13 protein-coding genes are annotated in these 17,293 nt (G+C 67.6%); 3 read left to right on the forward strand and 10 right to left on the reverse strand.

The window, feature by feature from the left end; genetic code table 11:
• Nucleotides 1-88: 88 nt before the first annotated feature.
• From ABZZ20_RS35885 to ABZZ20_RS35910, 6 genes are all read right to left on the reverse strand, one after another.
• On the reverse strand, nt 89-1,150 hold the full coding sequence (locus tag ABZZ20_RS35885) for a pyridoxal-phosphate dependent enzyme (protein ID WP_356877085.1): 1,062 nt from the start codon (nt 1,148-1,150) through the stop codon (nt 89-91).
• A 293-nt stretch (nt 1,151-1,443) separates the two neighbouring features.
• On the reverse strand, nt 1,444-3,777 hold the full coding sequence (locus ABZZ20_RS35890; protein WP_356877087.1) for an ABC transporter permease: 2,334 nt from the start codon (nt 3,775-3,777) through the stop codon (nt 1,444-1,446).
• Complete coding sequence (locus ABZZ20_RS35895) at nt 3,774-4,481, reverse strand: ABC transporter ATP-binding protein (protein ID WP_356877089.1); 708 nt, start codon at nt 4,479-4,481, stop codon at nt 3,774-3,776. The genes ABZZ20_RS35890 and ABZZ20_RS35895 overlap by 4 nt, the downstream gene beginning before the upstream one ends.
• 161 nt (nt 4,482-4,642) lie before the next feature.
• The gene (locus ABZZ20_RS35900) at nt 4,643-6,553 is read right to left on the reverse strand and encodes an ABC transporter ATP-binding protein (protein ID WP_356877091.1); all 1,911 of its coding nucleotides are present in this window, start codon (nt 6,551-6,553) and stop codon (nt 4,643-4,645) included.
• Between the two features lie 104 nt (nt 6,554-6,657).
• Nucleotides 6,658-7,464, reverse strand: a complete 807-nt coding sequence (locus tag ABZZ20_RS35905; protein ID WP_356877093.1) for an alpha/beta hydrolase — start codon at nt 7,462-7,464, stop codon at nt 6,658-6,660.
• Nucleotides 7,465-7,889: 425 nt separating this feature from the next.
• On the reverse strand, nt 7,890-9,152 hold the full coding sequence (locus ABZZ20_RS35910; protein ID WP_356877095.1) for a sensor histidine kinase: 1,263 nt from the start codon (nt 9,150-9,152) through the stop codon (nt 7,890-7,892).
• Between the two features lie 317 nt (nt 9,153-9,469).
• Between ABZZ20_RS35910 and ABZZ20_RS35915 the strand changes: the two genes are divergently transcribed.
• On the forward strand, nt 9,470-10,420 hold the full coding sequence (locus tag ABZZ20_RS35915) for a beta-ketoacyl-ACP synthase 3 (protein WP_356877097.1): 951 nt from the start codon (nt 9,470-9,472) through the stop codon (nt 10,418-10,420).
• A gap of 405 nt (nt 10,421-10,825) precedes the next feature.
• Here ABZZ20_RS35915 and ABZZ20_RS35920 read toward each other — a convergent pair whose 3' ends face one another.
• The 3 genes from ABZZ20_RS35920 to ABZZ20_RS35930 form a co-directional block, all read right to left on the reverse strand.
• Complete coding sequence (locus tag ABZZ20_RS35920) at nt 10,826-11,503, reverse strand: response regulator transcription factor (protein WP_356877109.1); 678 nt, start codon at nt 11,501-11,503, stop codon at nt 10,826-10,828.
• A 116-nt stretch (nt 11,504-11,619) separates the two neighbouring features.
• Entirely contained in the window at nt 11,620-12,471 is an 852-nt protein-coding gene (locus ABZZ20_RS35925; protein ID WP_356877099.1) for a VOC family protein, read from the reverse strand.
• Nucleotides 12,472-13,070: 599 nt separating this feature from the next.
• Nucleotides 13,071-14,324 carry a ParB N-terminal domain-containing protein gene (locus ABZZ20_RS35930; RefSeq protein WP_356877101.1) on the reverse strand — a complete coding sequence of 418 codons (1,254 nt, stop codon included), beginning with the start codon at nt 14,322-14,324 and terminating at the stop codon, nt 13,071-13,073.
• Nucleotides 14,325-15,062: 738 nt separating this feature from the next.
• Here ABZZ20_RS35930 and ABZZ20_RS35935 point away from each other — a divergent pair.
• Together ABZZ20_RS35935 and ABZZ20_RS35940 are read left to right on the forward strand one after the other, a co-directional pair.
• A protein-coding gene (locus tag ABZZ20_RS35935; RefSeq protein ID WP_356877103.1) for an IS5 family transposase occupies nt 15,063-15,871 on the forward strand; the annotation gives its coding sequence in 2 pieces (ribosomal slippage) (nt 15,063-15,407 and nt 15,410-15,871; 807 coding nt in all).
• 362 nt (nt 15,872-16,233) lie between these two features.
• A complete protein-coding gene (locus ABZZ20_RS35940) occupies nt 16,234-16,416 on the forward strand; it encodes a hypothetical protein (protein ID WP_356877105.1) in 183 nt (60 codons plus the stop codon).
• 552 nt (nt 16,417-16,968) lie between these two features.
• On the opposite strand, the gene ABZZ20_RS35945 is transcribed toward ABZZ20_RS35940, so the two are convergent.
• A partial coding sequence (locus ABZZ20_RS35945) for a hypothetical protein (RefSeq protein ID WP_356877107.1) occupies nt 16,969-17,293 on the reverse strand: 325 nt, incomplete at its 5' end.

The raw sequence follows: 17,293 nt of genomic DNA on the forward strand, positions 1-17,293 counted from the left end.
CTAAGACTTCATGTCGTCGAACGCCCGGCCCGGTTTGTTCCCGCTGCCCGCCCTCGCGGCCCGTCTGCCCTGAGCCCTACGGGCGGCGTCAGGCCGCCGTGGTGTGCGGGGCGGAGGCCTGTCGGTTGGTCAGCATTGAGGCGGCCAGACTCGGCTCGACGTTCCCGCCGCTGAGCAGCACACCGATGTCCCCCCCGTGGCGGGACGCATACTGCAGGGCCGCGGCGAGTGCGGTTGCCGCCGCGGGCTCGATCACCAGGCGGGCGTGCAGGAAGGCGTCTCGCATGGCGTCGGCGATGGCTTCCTCCGACACCGTCTCGACCGCTGCCACGGCCCCGTGGGCGAGGGTGAACGGCAGGGCGCCGATCCGGTCGGGGCGCAGTCCGTCGGCGATGGTGTGGCCGGCGGACACGGTAACGGGCCGGTGTGCGCGCAGTGCCGCAGTGAGTGCGGGCACGGCCTGCGGCTCGGCCCCGACCACGGACACCTCGCGCCCCTCGGCCGTCAGACAGGCACCGGCGATCGCGCTGCCCCCACCTACCGGGACCACCACCGCGTCCAGGTGGACGCCCTCAGCCACCGCCTGGTCGATCAGTTCGGCCGTGGCGGTCCCCTGGCCCGCGACCACGTACGGGTTCTGATAGGGGTCGATGACGTCGTAGTCGTGCAGCTCGCGCAGTTCCGCCACGGCGGCCACCCGGTGGGCGAGCAGGGTGCCGGCCGTCACGACCTCGGCACCGGCCTCCCGGATCCGTTGGATCTTGGCGGGCGGGGCGTCGGACGGGAGGACCACGATGGCCGGAAGACCGTACTGCCTGGCGGCGAGGGCGACCGCGATCGCATGGTTGCCGGTGCTCTGCGCGATCACTCCGCGGCTGCCGGACGCGGCGAGGTGCTCCACCGCAAGGAGCGCACCGCGGATCTTGAACGAGCCGCCGCGCTGCAGGTTCTCCGCCTTCAGCCACAGACGTGCGCCACTGCGGGCGTCCAGTTGTTCGCAGCGCAGGACGGGCGTTCGCCACACCCGGCCGAGCAGGCGCCGTTCGGCCCGTTCGACGGCCGCGCGGTCGAGACGTGCGTCCTGTTCGCCGTCCCGACCGCTCGTCCTGCTGTCCGCGGGTATGTGCTCGCGCGCATGACCGGTGCCCATGAAAACTCCCCATGAATGCCTGAAATTTCGGTGCCGCGTGCGGTTCCGGAAAATCCGGATGGCAATGCCGGGGCAAACGGCCGCGGTTGAGAGGGTGCGACCGCGCGAAATACGGCAACGCGGCTATTGGAAACCCTTTGGAGGGCAGATCTGCGTGTCATGCTCGCATGTCTGCTTTTGGTCGGGAAGATGCGCGGAATGCCGCGGCGAACACACAGATGCCGACCACCGGTTGGTGGTCGGCATCCGTGGTCGCAGGGTTTTCCTCGGGGGATGTGGGAAAACCCTGCCCGTCATTCGCTGCGCAGTGCTTCCGCGGTGACCATGCGGGTCGTTGCGCGCGCCGGGAAGAACGCTCCCAGGACCGTGATCACGATGCCGGCGAGGCCGAGGAGCAGCAGCACCGGTGCCTGCCACACATCCAGCATGCGCGCCGGAAGTTCCACCTTCGCCGCCTCGCCGGCGATCGGCACGATCAGGCGGTGGGCGAGGACGCCCAGGGGGAGCCCGAGCACTCCGCCGATCGCCCCGATGGCCGCCATCGACGTCACCGTCATGCCAATCACCTGGCGAGGCGTCATGCCGAGCGACTGCAGCGTTCCCAGTTCGCGGCGTCGCTCACGGGTGTTGAGCACGACCGTGTTGAACACGCCGAGCCCCGCGACGGTTGTCAGCATGAGGGTGAGGAGCACCGACAGAGTGATGACGGCCGCGGTGAAGCTGTTGGAGTCGTCTGTCGGGCGGGTGTAGAGGCCCGGGTCCGCGGAGCGTACCGCGCCGCTGTACTGGGAGATGTCAGTGCCGGAGGACACCTGCACCAGGTACTGGATATGAGAGTTGAGCTGTGTGACGTCCAGGCCGAGGCCGGACAGCGCTCTCCAGTCGGCGTAGAGCATGTCCCCGTTGCTCATCAGCGAGCCGACGACCGTTACGCGGGTGGGCTTCCCGCCCAACTCCATGGTCATCTGGTCACCGACGTTCAGCCCGCGCTCGCGCAGGAAGGCTGTCGAGGCGGCCACCTGCCCGGGCCCTTCGATCCAGTGCCCCTTGACGAGCCGGTTCTGGAAGTCGAGTGCGGCGGTGTCCCCGCGCCAGAACTCGGCGACGACCTTTTTGGAGCCGGTGATGGAGACCGGGACGTACGCTTTGACCGTCACGCTCTTGGTGCCTTGCAGGGACCGCAGTGCCTTCTCGGCCTGTTCGTCGTCCAGCTTCGGCGCCTCCTCGCCGAACTGCGGATTGCCCGGCTGGACGACGAACTGGGCCGAGGCGGCCGGGCTCTTGGCCTGTCCGAACTGGTTGACCGTACTGGCCAGACCGGTCGCGAAGGCGGCGGTGGTCACGCCGAGGAGGACGGCCACCAGGGTCATCGCGGTACGGGCAGGCCTCGCGAAGGGTTGCCCCAGGCCGAGGCTGACCGAGCGCGGCAGTGAACTGCCGCTCAGACGGCGCTGGATCCGAAGCCCGCGACCCCGGTGCTGCGCGATGCCCGCGCTGATCGCCTCGGCTGCGGAGAGCCCGTGCGCCCGCATCGCCGGGACGGCTGCCGCCAGGACGACGAGGAGCGGCATGCCCACCAGGGCGACCACGGGCACCCACCAGCTGACCGCGACACCACGGAGGTCCATGCCCGTTCCTTGGAACGCACTGGTCAGCAGTGGCTCTGTGGCGAGGACGCCGCCGAGGGTGCCCACGGCGCAGCCGATTGCAGAGGGGAGCGAGACCATCAGCAGATAGACGGCGACCACCTGACGCGGCGTGAACCCCAGGGACTTGAGCACGCCGATGTGCCGGAAGCCGGAGACGACGGCGCCGCTGATGACATTGGCGACGATCACGGCGGCGACGATGAGGCCGAGGACGCCGAAGACCATCAGGAAGGGGACGTATACGCCCGGCCCGGAGGCCACGTCCTCCTTGACCGTGAGATACGACTGCGTGGCGACCAGAGAATCCTTCGGCAGTTGCGCCGTGGCCTTCTCGACGCTCCGCTCGAGGTCGGCCTTCGTCGACGCCGAGGCGAACCGGTACAGCATCTGCTGGGCCGTCGGATGCATCGCCTGCATCTGCTCGGGCGTGACCCAGGCGTCGGCGGTCCGGCTCAGGGTGTAGGCGTAACCGACGATCGTGAAGTTCGTGCCCTCCGGGGCCACCACCTTGCCACCCAGCGGGAACGGCGCTCCACCGCCGGTCGCGGGCGGGGTCTGGTTCACCACGATCTCGCCGGGCTTGTCGGGCCAGCGGCCGTTCCACACGTTCACCTTGTCCACCGGGCCGCCCGGGTCGGCCCGGCCCACCACGGTGAGCGGGCCCGTCAGGAAGGCGACACTGCCCGGAGCGATGCTCACCGAGACCTGGCCGAAGGGGCCGGCAGAGGCCTCGACGCCCGGCCGGCTCGCCGTCACGGTGAGTTGCTCCGTGGAGACCGCGGCCGGGTCGAAAGCGGCGACGGCGTGAGCGCCGTGCTGCTTGCCGAAGGCCCGGTCGAAGGGGCGGCTCGCGGAGTCGAGGAGCCCCATTGCGATGACCATGGTCGCGGTGGACAGCAGGACGACCAGGCCTATGACCACCGTCTGCAGCCGACGACGTCGGACGGCGGCCCCAGCGGCATGCCATACGGCGCTCATGCTGCCCGCTCCAAGACCTTCTCGCGGGCGATCCGGCCGTCCTCGAACTCGATGAGCCGGGTTGCGCAGCGCTCGGCGAGGCGCGGGTCGTGCGTGACGATGAGCAGCGTCTGGCCGATCCGGTTGAGGTCGAGCAGCAGGTTCATCACCTGCTCCCCGCTGTTCCGGTCCAGGGCGCCGGTCGGTTCGTCCGCCAGCAGCAAGGAAGGCTTGTTCATCAGCGCTCGGGCCACCGCGACCCGCTGGCGCTGGCCGCCGCTGAGCGTCGCCGGGTAGTTGCTGCGGTGGTCTGCGACGCCGAGCTCGCCCAAGAGCTCGAGCGCACGCTTGCGGGCCTGCCGGGCCGAAGTTCCGGAGAGCTGCCCGGCGAGCGCCACGTTGTCCAGTGCCGTCAGGTCGTCGAGCAGGTTGAAGAACTGGAAGACCATGCCGATCCGCCGACGGCGGAACAGCGCCAGGCCGGTCTCGTTGAGGCTGCCCAGGTCGTCGCCGTGGACGTTGACGGTCCCTGCGGTTGGGCGGTCGAGGCCCGCGATCATGTTCAGCAGGGTGGACTTGCCGCAGCCTGACGGTCCCATCACTGCAACCGCCTCGCCCTTCCGGATCTCCATCGAAACGTCGTCGAGGGCGATGGACTGCCGGTACTCCTTGCGCACACCGTCCAGCCGTACGACGACCTGGTCAGAGCTGTTCTCACTGGTCATGCTGCGACGCTAGGCCGTGCGCCGGGGGGCGGACATCGGCCCCGGGAGGTAATTCGGCCGAACAGTCATCCTTGCGATGTACCTCTGCCGCACGCGACCGGCCCGGCCCGGGGGAGAGATCCCGGGGCCGGGCCGGGCCGGTCGGCGGCGGTCGACGGACCTCAAAGCACCTCAGCAGGGAGGTCGGCGTCGTCGGGGGACTGCTGCGCGAACTGGGTTCGGTACAGGTGCGCGTAGAGCCCTTCCGCGGCCAGCAGCTCCTCGTGGGTGCCGCTCTCCTGGATCCGCCCGGCATCCAGGACGAGGATCTGGTCCGCCTCACGGATCGTGGACAGGCGGTGTGCGATCACCAAGGACGTCCTGCCGGCCAGGGCGGTCTTCAGCGCGCGCTGGATCGCCGCCTCGGAATCCGAATCCAGATGGGCGGTCGCCTCGTCGAGGACCACGAGCGGCGGGGCCTTCAGCAGCAGCCGGGCAAGGGATATCCGCTGTTTCTCGCCGCCGGAGAGGCGGTGGCCGCGGTCGCCGACCACCGTGTCGAGGCCGTTGGGCAGACTGCTGACGGTGTCCCACACACGGGCGGCCACGCAGGCGTCGATCAGCTCTTGCTCGGTGGCCCCGGGCCGGGCGTAGTTCAGGTTGGCCCGCAGGGTGTCGTGGAAGAGGTGCGCGTCCTGGGGCACCACGCCGACAGTGTCCCGCAGCGATTGGAGGGTTAGCTCGCTGATGTCGTGCCCGCCGACCCGGATGGTGCCCGAGGTCGGGTCGTAAAGGCGTGGCACCAGGTTGGTGAGCGTGGTCTTTCCGGCGCCGGAAGGCCCGACGAGCGCCGTCATTCGGCCTGCCGGTGCGCGGAAGCTCAGCTCGTGCAACGCCGCTTCCGTGGAGCCGCGTTCAGGCGTGCGCGTACCGACAGTCTCCAGGGAGGCGAGCGAGACCTCGTCGGCGGTGGGGTATCGGAACGTAACCCGGTCGAACTCGATGTCCGGTGCCTTGCCGTCCGGGCCTGAGGCAGGCAGCGCTCGGGCGCCGGGGCGCTCCGAGACCTTCGGTTCGAGGTCGAGGACCTCGAAGACCCGGTCGAAGCTGACCAGCGCGTTCATCGCTGTGACCTGCAGGCTAGACAGCTGGTTGATCGGTCCGTAGAGCTGGAGCAGCAGGGTCACCATGGCGACGAGGGTGCCGATCGGCAGGACGCCGTCGATGGTGAGGGCGCCACCGAGGCCGTACACCAGGGCCGTCGTGAGCGAGGTGAGCACCGTGACGATGATGAAGAGCAGCCGCCCGTAGACCGCGGCGGCCACGGCGATGTCGCGCACCCGGCCGGCGCGGGCCGCGAACATGCCGCTCTCGTCGTCCGTGCGGCCGTAGAGCTTGGCGAGCATGGCGCCGGAAACGTTGAACCGCTCGTGCATCATCGAGCCCATCTCCGCGTTGAGCTGCATCGTCTCCCGTGTGAGCCGTTGCAGCCTGCGCGCGATCAGCCGCACCGGCAGCAGGAAGAGCGGGATCATCACCAGCGCGGCGACCGTGATCTGCCACGACAGGTAGAACATCGTCCCGAGGACGAGGACCAGTGTCAGGACGGTCGTGACCGCATTGGTCAGGAGCGTCGTCACCGCCTGCCGCGCCCCGATGACGTCCGTGTTGAGGCGGCTGACCAGCGCACCGGTCTGCGCCCGTGTGAAGAACGCCAACGGCTGCCGCTGCACGTGCGCGAACACCTGGGTCCGCAGGTCGTAGACCAGACCCTCGCCGATCCGGCCCGAGCACCAGGTCTGTACGTACATGGCCGCGGCATCCACCAGGGCCAGACCTGCGAGCGCCAGACACAGCCACACCACGACCCCGAGCCGCTCGGGCAGGATGCCGTCGTCAATGATCATCTTGAGGATCAGGGGGCCGGCCGCCGTGATGACCGCGCTGACAATGGTGGTCACGAGGAGTACGACCAGCCGCATGCGGTAGCGCATGGCGTACGGGATGATCCGCCGGACGGTGCCGCGACTGACCTTCTGCCTGGTGATCGAATCGTCGTCGAACCGTAGACCTGCCGGGCCGTCTTTGGTCACGGAAACCTGCCTCGCTCTCGTGTCTCTCCCACGCCCTTCGCTGGCAACGTCGGTCAATGGGAACGGTGTTCATGCAGTGGCCGGCCCGACGGTGGGTCGGTACCTCAGTACTTGTCGAGGAATTCGACGATCGCCGCGTTGACGGTTTCCGGGCGCTCCAGGTATCCGAGGTGCCCGCAGCCGGGGATCTCCACCAGGTCGCAGCCGGGGATCGCGTCCGCAACCTCGGCGGCCAGGTGCGGCGGACAGATGAGGTCATCGGAAAAGGAGATGACGCGGCACGGCACCGTGGCGCCGCGCAGCGCGTCGCGGCGGTCGCCGAGAGAGTCCGAGACCGTGTCCTGACCGGCGGCGTCATTCGAGCTGCCGCCGGACAGTTCGAAGATCTCCAGCCAGGTCGCGACCGCGGCTTCGTTGTTGAGGGTGGTGGGCGACATCATCTCCAGGACCGTCCGGAGGGCCTCGTACGAGGGAGGCAGCGTCACTCCGCTCTCGCGCAGCGCGCGATCCGCGGCGGACTGCGCCCGACGCAGCGCGTCCGACCTCGCCCTGGTGGACATGAGGACCGCCGACCGCACGAGGTCCGGTCGGCTGAGGACCAGCTCCTGCGCGATCATCGCTCCCATCGACGTGCCGACGACGCGGCACGGGCCGATGCCCAGCTCCTCGATCAGGCCGGCGGTGTCGGCGACCAGGTCGTCGAGCGTGTACATGCCGGGCGGAGCGTCGGACCCCGCTATCCCTCGATTGTCGAACGTGATGGTCTCGTAGCCGGCCGCGTTCAATGCCGGTGTCTGGTGCATGGTCCAGACCCGGCCAGCGGCCCCTGAGCCCATGATGAGCAGGACGGGTTCCCCGCGGCCCTGGCGCTCGTAAGCGAGCCGGATCCCATTGGTGTTGACGAAAGGCATGGCTTCCCAGACTCGTTTCACTACTGGTGACGGAGGTGTTCCGAACGCGGACCGACGGGCAGAAGCCGGCCCGTCGGTGACGGGGCGCTCGGGCCCGCGTCCGAGCCCCTGGGTGGTTCGATGCGGCTCGTCCTGGGCGTGGAATAACGACTTGATCAGTATCATCCGGCCTGTCATCCGGTCGATCTTCGACCGTTCAACCGACCACTCCGCGCAGTTGAACGAACCGCCGCAGGGTTGTGGGCGCGGCCGTCGGCGACCGCCGGACAGGCATGCCCGGATCGCGCGCGACGGAACCCGCGACCCGGTACCGCGCACCGTAGGCGTCACCGGCGGCCGTCGTACCAACCTCCTCCGTGCGCAGCCGTTTCCGTGTCCGCAGGACGGCCGTCGCCGGGACTCTGGCTATGCCGCGCGTCGGCGGGTCACTCGGGCCGCCGCGGGATGCAGGCCTTGATCAAGAAGCCGTTGCCGATTCTGTGGCGAGCCTCCAGGGACCCGCTGTATACGGCAAGCCGTTCACGCAGCCCGATCAGACCCCTGCCGTTGCCGGAGCCGACGTGCCCCATCGCGGTGCCGCCGGTGTCCGCGACCTCGATCTCCAGCCAGTCGTCGTCATGACGCAGGACGACCGACGCGCTTCCCCCGGAGGCGTGCTTGAGCGCGTTGGTCAGGGCCTCCTGGACGACCCGGTAGGCGGCGAGCTCGACGCCGGGTGGCAGTCGCTCGGGCGGCAGTGAGACCGTGAGGTCCACTGGCATTCCCGTCGCCCGCACCCCCTTGACCAGGGACTCCAACTGATCGATGCCCGGCTGGGGCTGCAATCCGTCGGCTGTGCTACCCGGTCCCGTCAACAGATGCATGACAGCCCGAAGTTCGGCCATCGCGGCCCGGCCACTTGCTTCTACCGCGCGCATGGCCTCCCGGGCCTCGTCTGGTGCTGTGCCCAGGACCCGGTGGGCCGCGCCCGCCTGGATCACCATCACGCTCACGTTGTGCGTCACGATGTCGTGGAGTTCGGCGGTGATTCGGGTGCGTTCCTCCTCCACAGCCCGCCGTGCGGCCTCGTCCTTTTCCGCCTGCAGAGTGGCCACGCGCAGCTGGCTGGTTCTGAGCTGGTCTTGCCAGTACTGCACAGTCCGCGCGACGACTGCGGCGAGCAGCATGATCACGAAGGCTGCGGACCAGCCTGGCAGCGCAGGCGCTGCCTCGCGGAAGGCGACGCTGCTCAGCACGGCGGCGATCACCAGGCTCACTACCGCGAGTACGCGCCGACGGCTGTACGCGATCGTGCTGTAGGCGGCCACGGCACAGACCGCGATCGTGATCCACGTGGCCTGGGCGGTGAGTAGGAGGCTCGTGCCCACCGCAGCCCAGAACGCGGGCAGGGGGTACCAGCGTCTGAACGCCAGCGGCAGCGGGCTGAGAGCGATGTACCCGTAGAGCGGACGCCCGCCCTGCGGTAGGTACTGCGGCGGCGGAGGGTGGCCTGATGTGTCCTGCGGGGGGAAGCCGACGAACTCAATGGTTTGGAACTTCCAGCTGGCGACGACACCGATGACGGCGAGTGCGACGGCGAGGAACACATCCACAAGCACCACCCGCGTGATGGGTCGTACCTCGGGGCGCAGCGCCTCAAGGACAGACCGCCGCCACCCGTGCCTCACGTTGTTCTCCACCTGTTCCACCTGAACATTGTGACGGCAGGGGAGGACCTGATACCCCCTCCGTGTTCAACTGGCGCCGAGGCACGGTTGAACAGCCGCCCCGTAGGCCGTCGCCGATACGAAATCGGCGGGGTCGAAATCGGAGGAGCAGGTCTCTCATTGTGCCCGCTATCCATGCCTGTGTACGGTCACTTTCCGTCGAACTCCGGAAAGCGTGTCCAGTCGTTTGTAAAAGGAACTGAAGGGGCATGAAAATGCATGCATCGGAGTTCGCATCCGTGGCCAGGGAAGAACCGGACGCCCGACCCGCCGCAGTCGTCGCCGGACTGGGAACGTGCTTGCCGCGTACCGAAATCAGCAACGCCTTGCTCGCGGAGCACCTGGACACCGATGATGACTGGATCCGTACACGCACCGGAATCGCCGCCCGGCGGCGCGCCACCCCGGACGTCTCCATGACGGACCTCGCGTGCGCGGCCGCAGCCGGCGCTCTGCGCTCGGCGGGCCGTACCACGGTGGACGCGCTGGTGCTCGCCACCTCTACCCCGGACCGACCCTGCCCCGCCGCTGCGCCCGAAGTCGCCCATCGCATCGGGCAGGGCGGGATACCGGCCTTCGACGTTTCAGCCGTGTGTAGTGGCTTCATCTACGCGACGGCCACCGCCGCGGGACTGATCGCCGCCGGCATCGCGGACAGTGTCCTGGTGACCGCCGCCGAGACGTACTCGCGCATCGTCGACCCCTCCGACCGGTCCACCGCGGTGCTCTTCGGCGACGGCGCGGGGGCGCTGGTGCTGCGCCGCGGTACTGCAGGGGAACCGGGGTCCTTGCTCGCCTTCGACCTGGGCAGCGACGGCGCGGCAAGGGACTTCATCCACGTGCCCGGCGCGCGTGAACAGCCCGAGGGCGACCGCTGGTTCACGATGGCGGGCCGCAAGGTCTACCTGCGGGCCCTCCAGCAGATCACGAGTTCGGCCCTGCGGGTGATGGAGGACTGCGCCTGGAGCCCGGAGACCGTCGGGGCCTTCGTGGCCCATCAGGCCAACGCGCGCATCATCGACGCGGTCGCGAACCGGCTGCGCGTGCCGTCGGACGCGGCGGTTTGCGAGATCGCCCGGGTTGGCAACACCGCGGCAGCGTCCATCCCGCTCGCGCTGGCCGACGCCGTGGACGGTGGACGCCTCAAGCCCGGCGCCCGCACCGTGCTCACTGCCTTCGGCGGCGGACTGACCTGGGGATCAGCAGCACTGACCTGGCCGAGCGTGACACCCGTACGCACCGAAATCTGACTGAAGGCAATCCGCAGACTCGCCCTCTGCCCTTCCGGCTTCCTGGACAGGCCCCCGGCATCCATCGAGCCCGATGGGTCCTTCCACAAGACTTGAGGTGGACTCGCTGTCCCATGCCGAGCTCCTGGAGGCCGGCGGGGCGGTTCTGACGGCATGACCCCAAGTGCACGACCGGCCCCGGCATCGTCGTTCGGTGTGACCACCGACATGGCCTGGCAGGCGACCTGCGCCGGACCGGGCCTGTCCTTCAGGTGCGCCGTTGCCGGTTTCGAAGCGGAGCGGTCGTGCGGAGGTGACGCCGCAGGATTGCCCCCTTCCCACAGCACAGCGGGCAGTGGCTGAAAACGGGCGACGGCGCAGACTGTTTCCCGGGTAGGGCGATTGCATGCGCAGATCTCTTACGGGCTACTCGCCGGGGGAGATCAGCCCGGTCTCGTAGGCCAGCACCACAGCCTGCACCCGATCGCGTAGTCCGAGCTTGGACAGGATCCGCGCCACGTGTGTCTTCACCGTGCCGGTGCTGAGAGTCAGACGCTCCGCCAACTCGGCGTTGCTCAGGCCGGTGGCGAGCAGGCGCAGGACCTCCAGCTCGCGCGTCGTCAGCTCAGACAAGTCCCGGTGCAACTTGGGCTTCACCTCCGCACTCGGAGCGTAGCGCTCGATCAGACGGCGCGTGATCTTGGGCGCTAGCAGGGCGTCGTTGGCCCGTACGAGTCGTATGGCGGCCACGAGGTGATCGGGAGCCACGTCCTTCAGGAGGAATCCGCTGGCGCCCGCCGACAGCGCAGCGTAGACGTACTCGTTCACGTCGTACGTGGTCAGAATGATGACGCGCGTCTGCGTCGAGCCGTCGGCGAGGATCCGGCGGGTCGCCTCGATGCCGTCCATCTCCGGCATCCGAATGTCCATCAGTACTACGTCGGGCCGTGTGCGGCGCACCACTGCAACGGCCTCGCCACCGGTAGTCGCCTCGCCCACCACCTCGATGCCGTCCGACATCAGAATCATGCGGAACCCGGTGCGCACCAATGCCTGGTCGTCGACGATGACCGCACGCAACTTCGCGCCTGGTTCGCCACTCATTGTCGGAGGCCCCTCGCCGTTCTGCGTCGTCATCACGCCCACATTCTGGACCATGTTCATACCGCGCCCCATACGTCGGAGAAATGCGGGCGTTCGGCCGGTACGCCGTCCCGTGATCAGCCGACCGAGCTCCAGGTCCTGGCGGCGAGCCCGGCGTCAGCGGTGCCGAACTCGTGCGCGCACCTGCTTTCGACCAGCTGGTAGCAGAGGCGCCGCGTACCCCGGTCCCGGAACTCGCGTGCCTCGGACAGGACGCCATCGGCCAGGAACGCAAGCCGATGGGCGCCTATTGTCCGCTCAGGATCCGAGGGCGGACGGAGTGCTCCTATGCAGTCGTACGCGTCCGCGGCGGTGAGGGCGAAGGCCACGCGCTTTGAGGAGCTCCGCAGGACGACGGGGGCTGCGACCTGGTCGCCGGAGACGAGGTGGGTGGCGGGGACGGGGGCCAGGCCGAAGGCTTCGGTGCAAAAGGCCGTGTACTCCGCAAGGCTGCTTGTTTCCAGGCGGATGGCGATGTGGTCGAGCCGCCGGGCCCGTCCCTCAGGCTCGGCCGGTGCTCCCGGAGAGGCTGTCCACTTGTGGCCTGCGGGGGGAACGGCAGAGCCGGCGGTGGCGGCGGAAAGGAGGGTGTGGGAGACACCGCCCCATCCGGAGACGACCGGGTTGCCCTGCGGCGAATGCGTGACCTTTGCTCCGGCGGCCAGCGCTGCCCGGACTGTTTCGGATACATCGTCGCACGTCACCGCGATATCGACGACTCCGCCCCCGTGCTCGGATAGCCATTTCCCCGTGATCCAGCCCGAAGTGACGACGATCTGGACGTCCCCCTGCCGCAACAGCACGCAACTCCGGTCGACCGCGACGGAGTCCGCGACCCGCGTGAAACCCATGGTGGAGACGAGGAAGCGAACGGTGGCGACTTTGTCTCTCGTATACAGCTCGACATGCGATATGTCTCGCACAGCCATAGGGAAAGCTCCTGGAATGATGGCGGTGTTGCAGGGCTGGACAGGGATTCGGTCAGTTGCCGCAGCCGGCGGAGGGACGTTTTCCATCTGCGTTGAATCAGGATGACGTGCAGGCAGGCAAGCGATCAATACCCGTCTTGTCTGCGGCCGGTAACGCGTTCAGCCGCGCCACTCAGACAGCTGTGCGGCTCAATCCCCGGCCTCCTTCCGTCGAGCAGGCGGAGTCGTTCGGAAGAGCTACATCTGTCGGATGACGTAGTCGGCGGATGTATCCCGAGAGGTGGATGAATCGGGGCCTTGCTCGTGGTGTGATGCCGTGTGCCGACCGTGTAGGGCAAGGCCGATGGCGTTCGTCGCAGGCTTGACCAGAGAGGTGAGTGATGAGAGCGGCTCGCTGAAACACCGAGGGATCTGTGTCGGGCGCTCGGCCTCGAGCGTCGCCAGCAGGGGGCACCGACCGGGCTCCGGCTCCCTCTCCTGTGGCCCGAGGGACCCGAAATCACGGCCTTGTGGAGCCGATGATTTCAGGTCCTTCACATGAAGCTAAGGAGCCTCTGCGGCGAAGGCAGGGGCCGGAGAGCCGAGAGCGGGTCGGATCGTCAGCAATGTGCTTCCGCGTAGGAGGACCGCTCGCGTTCCTCTAACTGTTTTGCCAATTCAAGCCAGTTGGCGGCGTACTGGCGTGCCAGATCCCCTACCAGCTCCCCGCAGTACGGTGGTACGGCTTCAGTCAGACTGGACCATTCCGCTACCGCATTCTGCTGGAGCAGACGCAGCAGGTGGCGACCATCCTCCTTGAAACGCAGCGACGGATCACGCGACAGCTTGTCGAGGACAGGGCCCGGAGCGCGACCGACCGGCCGAGGTCTGTAGCCCTGCCTCGGTACTTTCCGTGAGGAAGGGAAGGTGGGGGTGGCATCGTCGGACACGGTGACCGGTGTCGGCGATGGAAGGGGCGACTCCTCGTCGATTGCCCGGGCTTCCAGGCGGGAAGGGGCAGGTGGTACACCGGACTTGAGGCGCCTACGAACGTCACTTGCGGTGGCAGGAGAGATACCGGCCAGCCGGGCAACCTCGCGTAGGGATGCCTCGGGGTTCTGAGCCATCACTTCTGCGGCCCTCTGCCGGCCTTCGGCACCGTTCAGCGGGCGTACGCGTCCATCCCGGCCCACTCGGGTGTTCAACTGCGCCTCAGCGACAGTTGAACGGCGTCGTATAGCGGCCACTGCCTTGGATCCGAGCCCCGACGCACGGGCGATGGCCCGGTCGGACATCTGCGGATGCGAGGTGATGATCCGGGAGGCGGCGGTCCGCCGGTCGGCGAGTGACAGCGGCAGGCCGTGCGCCACATTGGCTTCGACCGAGCGCAGGAACGCGTCCTCGGGAGACCCTTCGAAGAACTCGACATCGATGGTCTCCTGGCCTCTGATGTAGGCGGCCAAGAGGCGGTGCATACCGTCAATCACTCGCCAGTCGGAGCGGTTCACGAGAATGGGCGGTAGCGGGCCATCATATTCGGCGAGCTGTGTCGCGTGCTCCTGGTCCAGCCCCCGTGATCTCGGCGACTCGCCGGGCAGCAAGACCGAGATCGGAACAGATAAGGATCCGGAAGCCTTGACTCCGGGCGCTTCGCTGGAATCGACCGCCCTACTGTGTGTTGGGACGAGTGTTCCTGTATGTGCTTCAAGCAATGGATTTCCCCCGTTTGTTTTGCTCGTGTCCTGATTGCCACGAGCCTTTCGCTCTATCTGTCGCAGGCTGTTTAAGGTCAAAATGATCGGGATCGATGGTGATTGTGCCCTGCCGTGCCTCTCGTGCTGTCTGGCCGGTGTGGGGTGCATTTCACCCGACATCCCTTATGGTTGGTGCGTCCAGATTGATGAATGTTCGTATGATGTCGCCCATCACTGGCTCTGCTTCATCTCGCCGCTACGTGTATAGGTACATAGGGAAACAATACAGTTCTGGGTATACCCAGTGATGTCTTTTCTTTGGCGTGTGCCGCACTCTTCAGCGTGACGACGAACGGAGGGCGCGCCGGATGCGCAGCTGCAACCAGCGGCGCCGAGGAGTGGTCGTCCTCCCGGTCGGAGGCACGATGACGATACGTCATGGGCGTCTCTTTCGCGGCTGTCAGGCTTGCTGAACGAGGAGGCCCAGGTGACCGCGTGCAGCGGTAGACGTGCAGGTCGGATGGGTGTTGGGTGGTATCTGGATCCGGGTGTCGGGCGCCCGGGGACCGTAAGCCTCGAAGGTGCAGGAGGGTGGATGTCCCGGTCGTGACGCACCGTTTGCTCCCATTCACGGCGAACTCGGTCAGGTTGCACGAGTCGCGGCCCGGGGGCGACGGCCAAGTCGGTCTCCGCGTCCTCGCGGGCGGCGTTGGTAGTTGGATACGTTCGGTAGGTGCGAGCCGGCGGCCCGCCTCGGCGTGCTCCGGTGGTGCTGACGCCTGAAGCGGACGGCGCCGGTTGGGGCGACGACGCAGCCCGGGCGTGCCCAGGAGGCGACGTCCGACGCGACATCAACTACCTTGCCCCAGGCCGCATAAGAAGTCATCTCATTTGGTCTTGGCGGGTAGGCTTTCGGTCATGGTGGGGATCGTTGAACGGCTGGTGCCGGATGAGTTGTGGGATCTGTTCCAGCGGGTGGTTCCGGAGGCGCCGTCGCGGCCTCAGGGCGGTGGGCGGCGCCGGCACGGTGACCGGGAGGTGCTTGCCGCGATCGTGTTCGTGACCACGTCGGGTTGTACCTGGCAGCAGCTGCCCACGGCCTCGTTCGGCCCGTCCGGGGCGACAGCTCACCGTCGTTTCTCGGAGTGGAGCAAGGCCCGAGTGTGGGCGAAGCTCCACCGTCTGGTCCTCGATGAACTCGGTGCCCGCGGCGAGCTGGACTGGTCCCGCTGCGCGATCGACTCGGTGAACATGCGGGCCCTGAAAAAGGGGACCTGACAGGTCCGAATCCTGTTGACCGGGGCAAGTTCGGGTCGAAGATCCATTTGATCACCGAGCGGACCGGTCTGCCCCCGTCCGTCGGCATCTCGGGCGCGAATCTGCATGACAGCCAGGCCCTTGAGCCCCTCGTCCGCGGCATACCGCCCATCCGATCCCGCCGTGGACGCCGACGGCGCCGGCCCGGCAAGCTCCACGCGGACAAGGGCTACGACTACGCCCACTTGCGGAGATGGTTACGCGAACGCGGCATCAAGCACCGCATCGCCCGCCGAGGCGTCGAGTCCTCACAGCGGCTCGGTTGCCACAGATGGGTCGTTGAAAGGACCGTGTCCTGGCTCGCCGGCTGCCGCCGCCTCCACCGTCGCTACGAACGCAAGGCCGAGCATTTCCTTGCCTTCACCAGCATCGCCTGCACCCTCATCTGCTACCGCAGACTGGCCAAATGAGATGACTTCTAAGCCACCCGCAAGGTCGGGCGTCCAGAGCCACTGCACGCCCTGGCCCGTAGCACTCCGGCGGTGAGCAGCAGCGTGTGGCCATCGTCGGGACCCTGGTGGTCCAGCCCGAGATAGTCTACGCCGATGAACTGACCGGATCGCCAGACCGCCAGATCGGCCGGCAGATCATGGTGCGCTGCGGGACGTGGTGGACAGGGCGGGTGGGACCGTGGTGATGGTTCACCCACGGCCCGGTGGCGGCGGCCTGGGCGGACCGGCTGGTCTTCCTTCCACGACGGTCGGACCGTGGACGAGATCGACTACCCGACGGCCGAGCAGGTCGCCGCCTGCCTCGGCTGGTGGGAGTCCTCATGTGGCATCTGTCCTTACGCTCGGTACGCCATTACTGGGCGTTGTTCGCGGCAGCCTTCATCGCGCTGGCCCTCGGCGTGGCGCTGGTCGGGGTGTCGGCAGCGGCGCGGGCCGCGACCTGGAACGTGCCGCAGCCTCCCGGTTCCGATCACGCCTCCATCACCCTCTCTGCCTCTTCCTGATGACCCACCACGTGGAGTGCGTCGCGATCCTTGAACCCACTGAAAAGGGTCGCTGACCTGCTGTTTCTCCGAGTGACGTTATAGGCGTTACGTGCGTTAGGCGCGATATCTTGACGCATATCTTGCGCTCGTGACGCACGTTTGACGCACTCCGGACGCATTTCCTGACGGGCTGGCATGCGCAGAAAGCCCCTCCCCGGCCGAGCTGTTGCCCTGTTGGGGAGGCGGCTTCTTGGCGGTTGGGTCGTTCTGCTGGCATGTGGCAGATGACTCGACGAGATTACTCTCTGTAGTGAACGGCTGATGGGATCCCGTTTCGCCTGAGCCGAAATTCGTCTCGGATATTTGCGTGTGGGGCCAGGCCGGCGAAGGGGGGGGTGCCGGGGCTGAAACTGTTCAGCACGAAGGGCGGCGTAACCGAAGTCACGCCCAGATCGCGGGCACATGACGACCCGGTGCAGGGCCGCTACGTCCGGCCCGATGGCCACGGGGATGCCGTGGTCTCGGGCTGGACAACGTGGAAGACGCCGCGCATTTGCGACGCCTGACAGGTCAGCCGCCGTAGCCGTCATCGGTCGCCCGCTTCCGGTGACGATCAGGGTCGTAGATCGCGGTGAGAAACGGCGTGATTCCCAGGGCATAGAAGCCGTACTCCAGTTGCTGGTACCACGCTCGTTCGCTCTCAAGCTCCTTGGACACCTGAACGGGTACTCCACCGGTGTGGTCGCCGGTCGACACCATGACGACGAGCGACGTGCCCTCGTCTGCCGGGTCAGACGGATTAGCCTCGATCTTTCGTGACGGTCCGTCGGATTCTCCGGCGGGCCGTTTCGGGGTTGTGTGCTGGTCGTGGGTAGGCCGGTGGCCCGGCTGTCGC

Source organism: Streptomyces sp. NPDC006430 (genome assembly GCF_040612395.1).
Taxonomy (GTDB): Bacteria; Actinomycetota; Actinomycetes; order Streptomycetales; family Streptomycetaceae; genus Streptomyces.

Excerpts from the sequence above, each read along its gene's own strand:
- ABZZ20_RS35885 (WP_356877085.1), bottom strand. The coding sequence starts at position 1,150 with ATGGGCACCGGTCATGCGCGCGAGCACATACCCGCGGACAGCAGGACG.
- ABZZ20_RS35890 (WP_356877087.1), bottom strand. The coding sequence starts at position 3,777 with ATGAGCGCCGTATGGCATGCCGCTGGGGCCGCCGTCCGACGTCGTCGG.
- ABZZ20_RS35895 (WP_356877089.1), bottom strand. The coding sequence starts at position 4,481 with ATGACCAGTGAGAACAGCTCTGACCAGGTCGTCGTACGGCTGGACGGT.
- ABZZ20_RS35905 (WP_356877093.1), bottom strand. The coding sequence starts at position 7,464 with ATGCCTTTCGTCAACACCAATGGGATCCGGCTCGCTTACGAGCGCCAG.
- ABZZ20_RS35920 (WP_356877109.1), bottom strand. The coding sequence starts at position 11,503 with ATGAGTGGCGAACCAGGCGCGAAGTTGCGTGCGGTCATCGTCGACGAC.
- ABZZ20_RS35925 (WP_356877099.1), bottom strand. The coding sequence starts at position 12,471 with ATGGCTGTGCGAGACATATCGCATGTCGAGCTGTATACGAGAGACAAA.
- ABZZ20_RS35930 (WP_356877101.1), bottom strand. The coding sequence starts at position 14,324 with ATGTCGGGTGAAATGCACCCCACACCGGCCAGACAGCACGAGAGGCAC.
- ABZZ20_RS35940 (WP_356877105.1), top strand. The coding sequence starts at position 16,234 with ATGTGGCATCTGTCCTTACGCTCGGTACGCCATTACTGGGCGTTGTTC.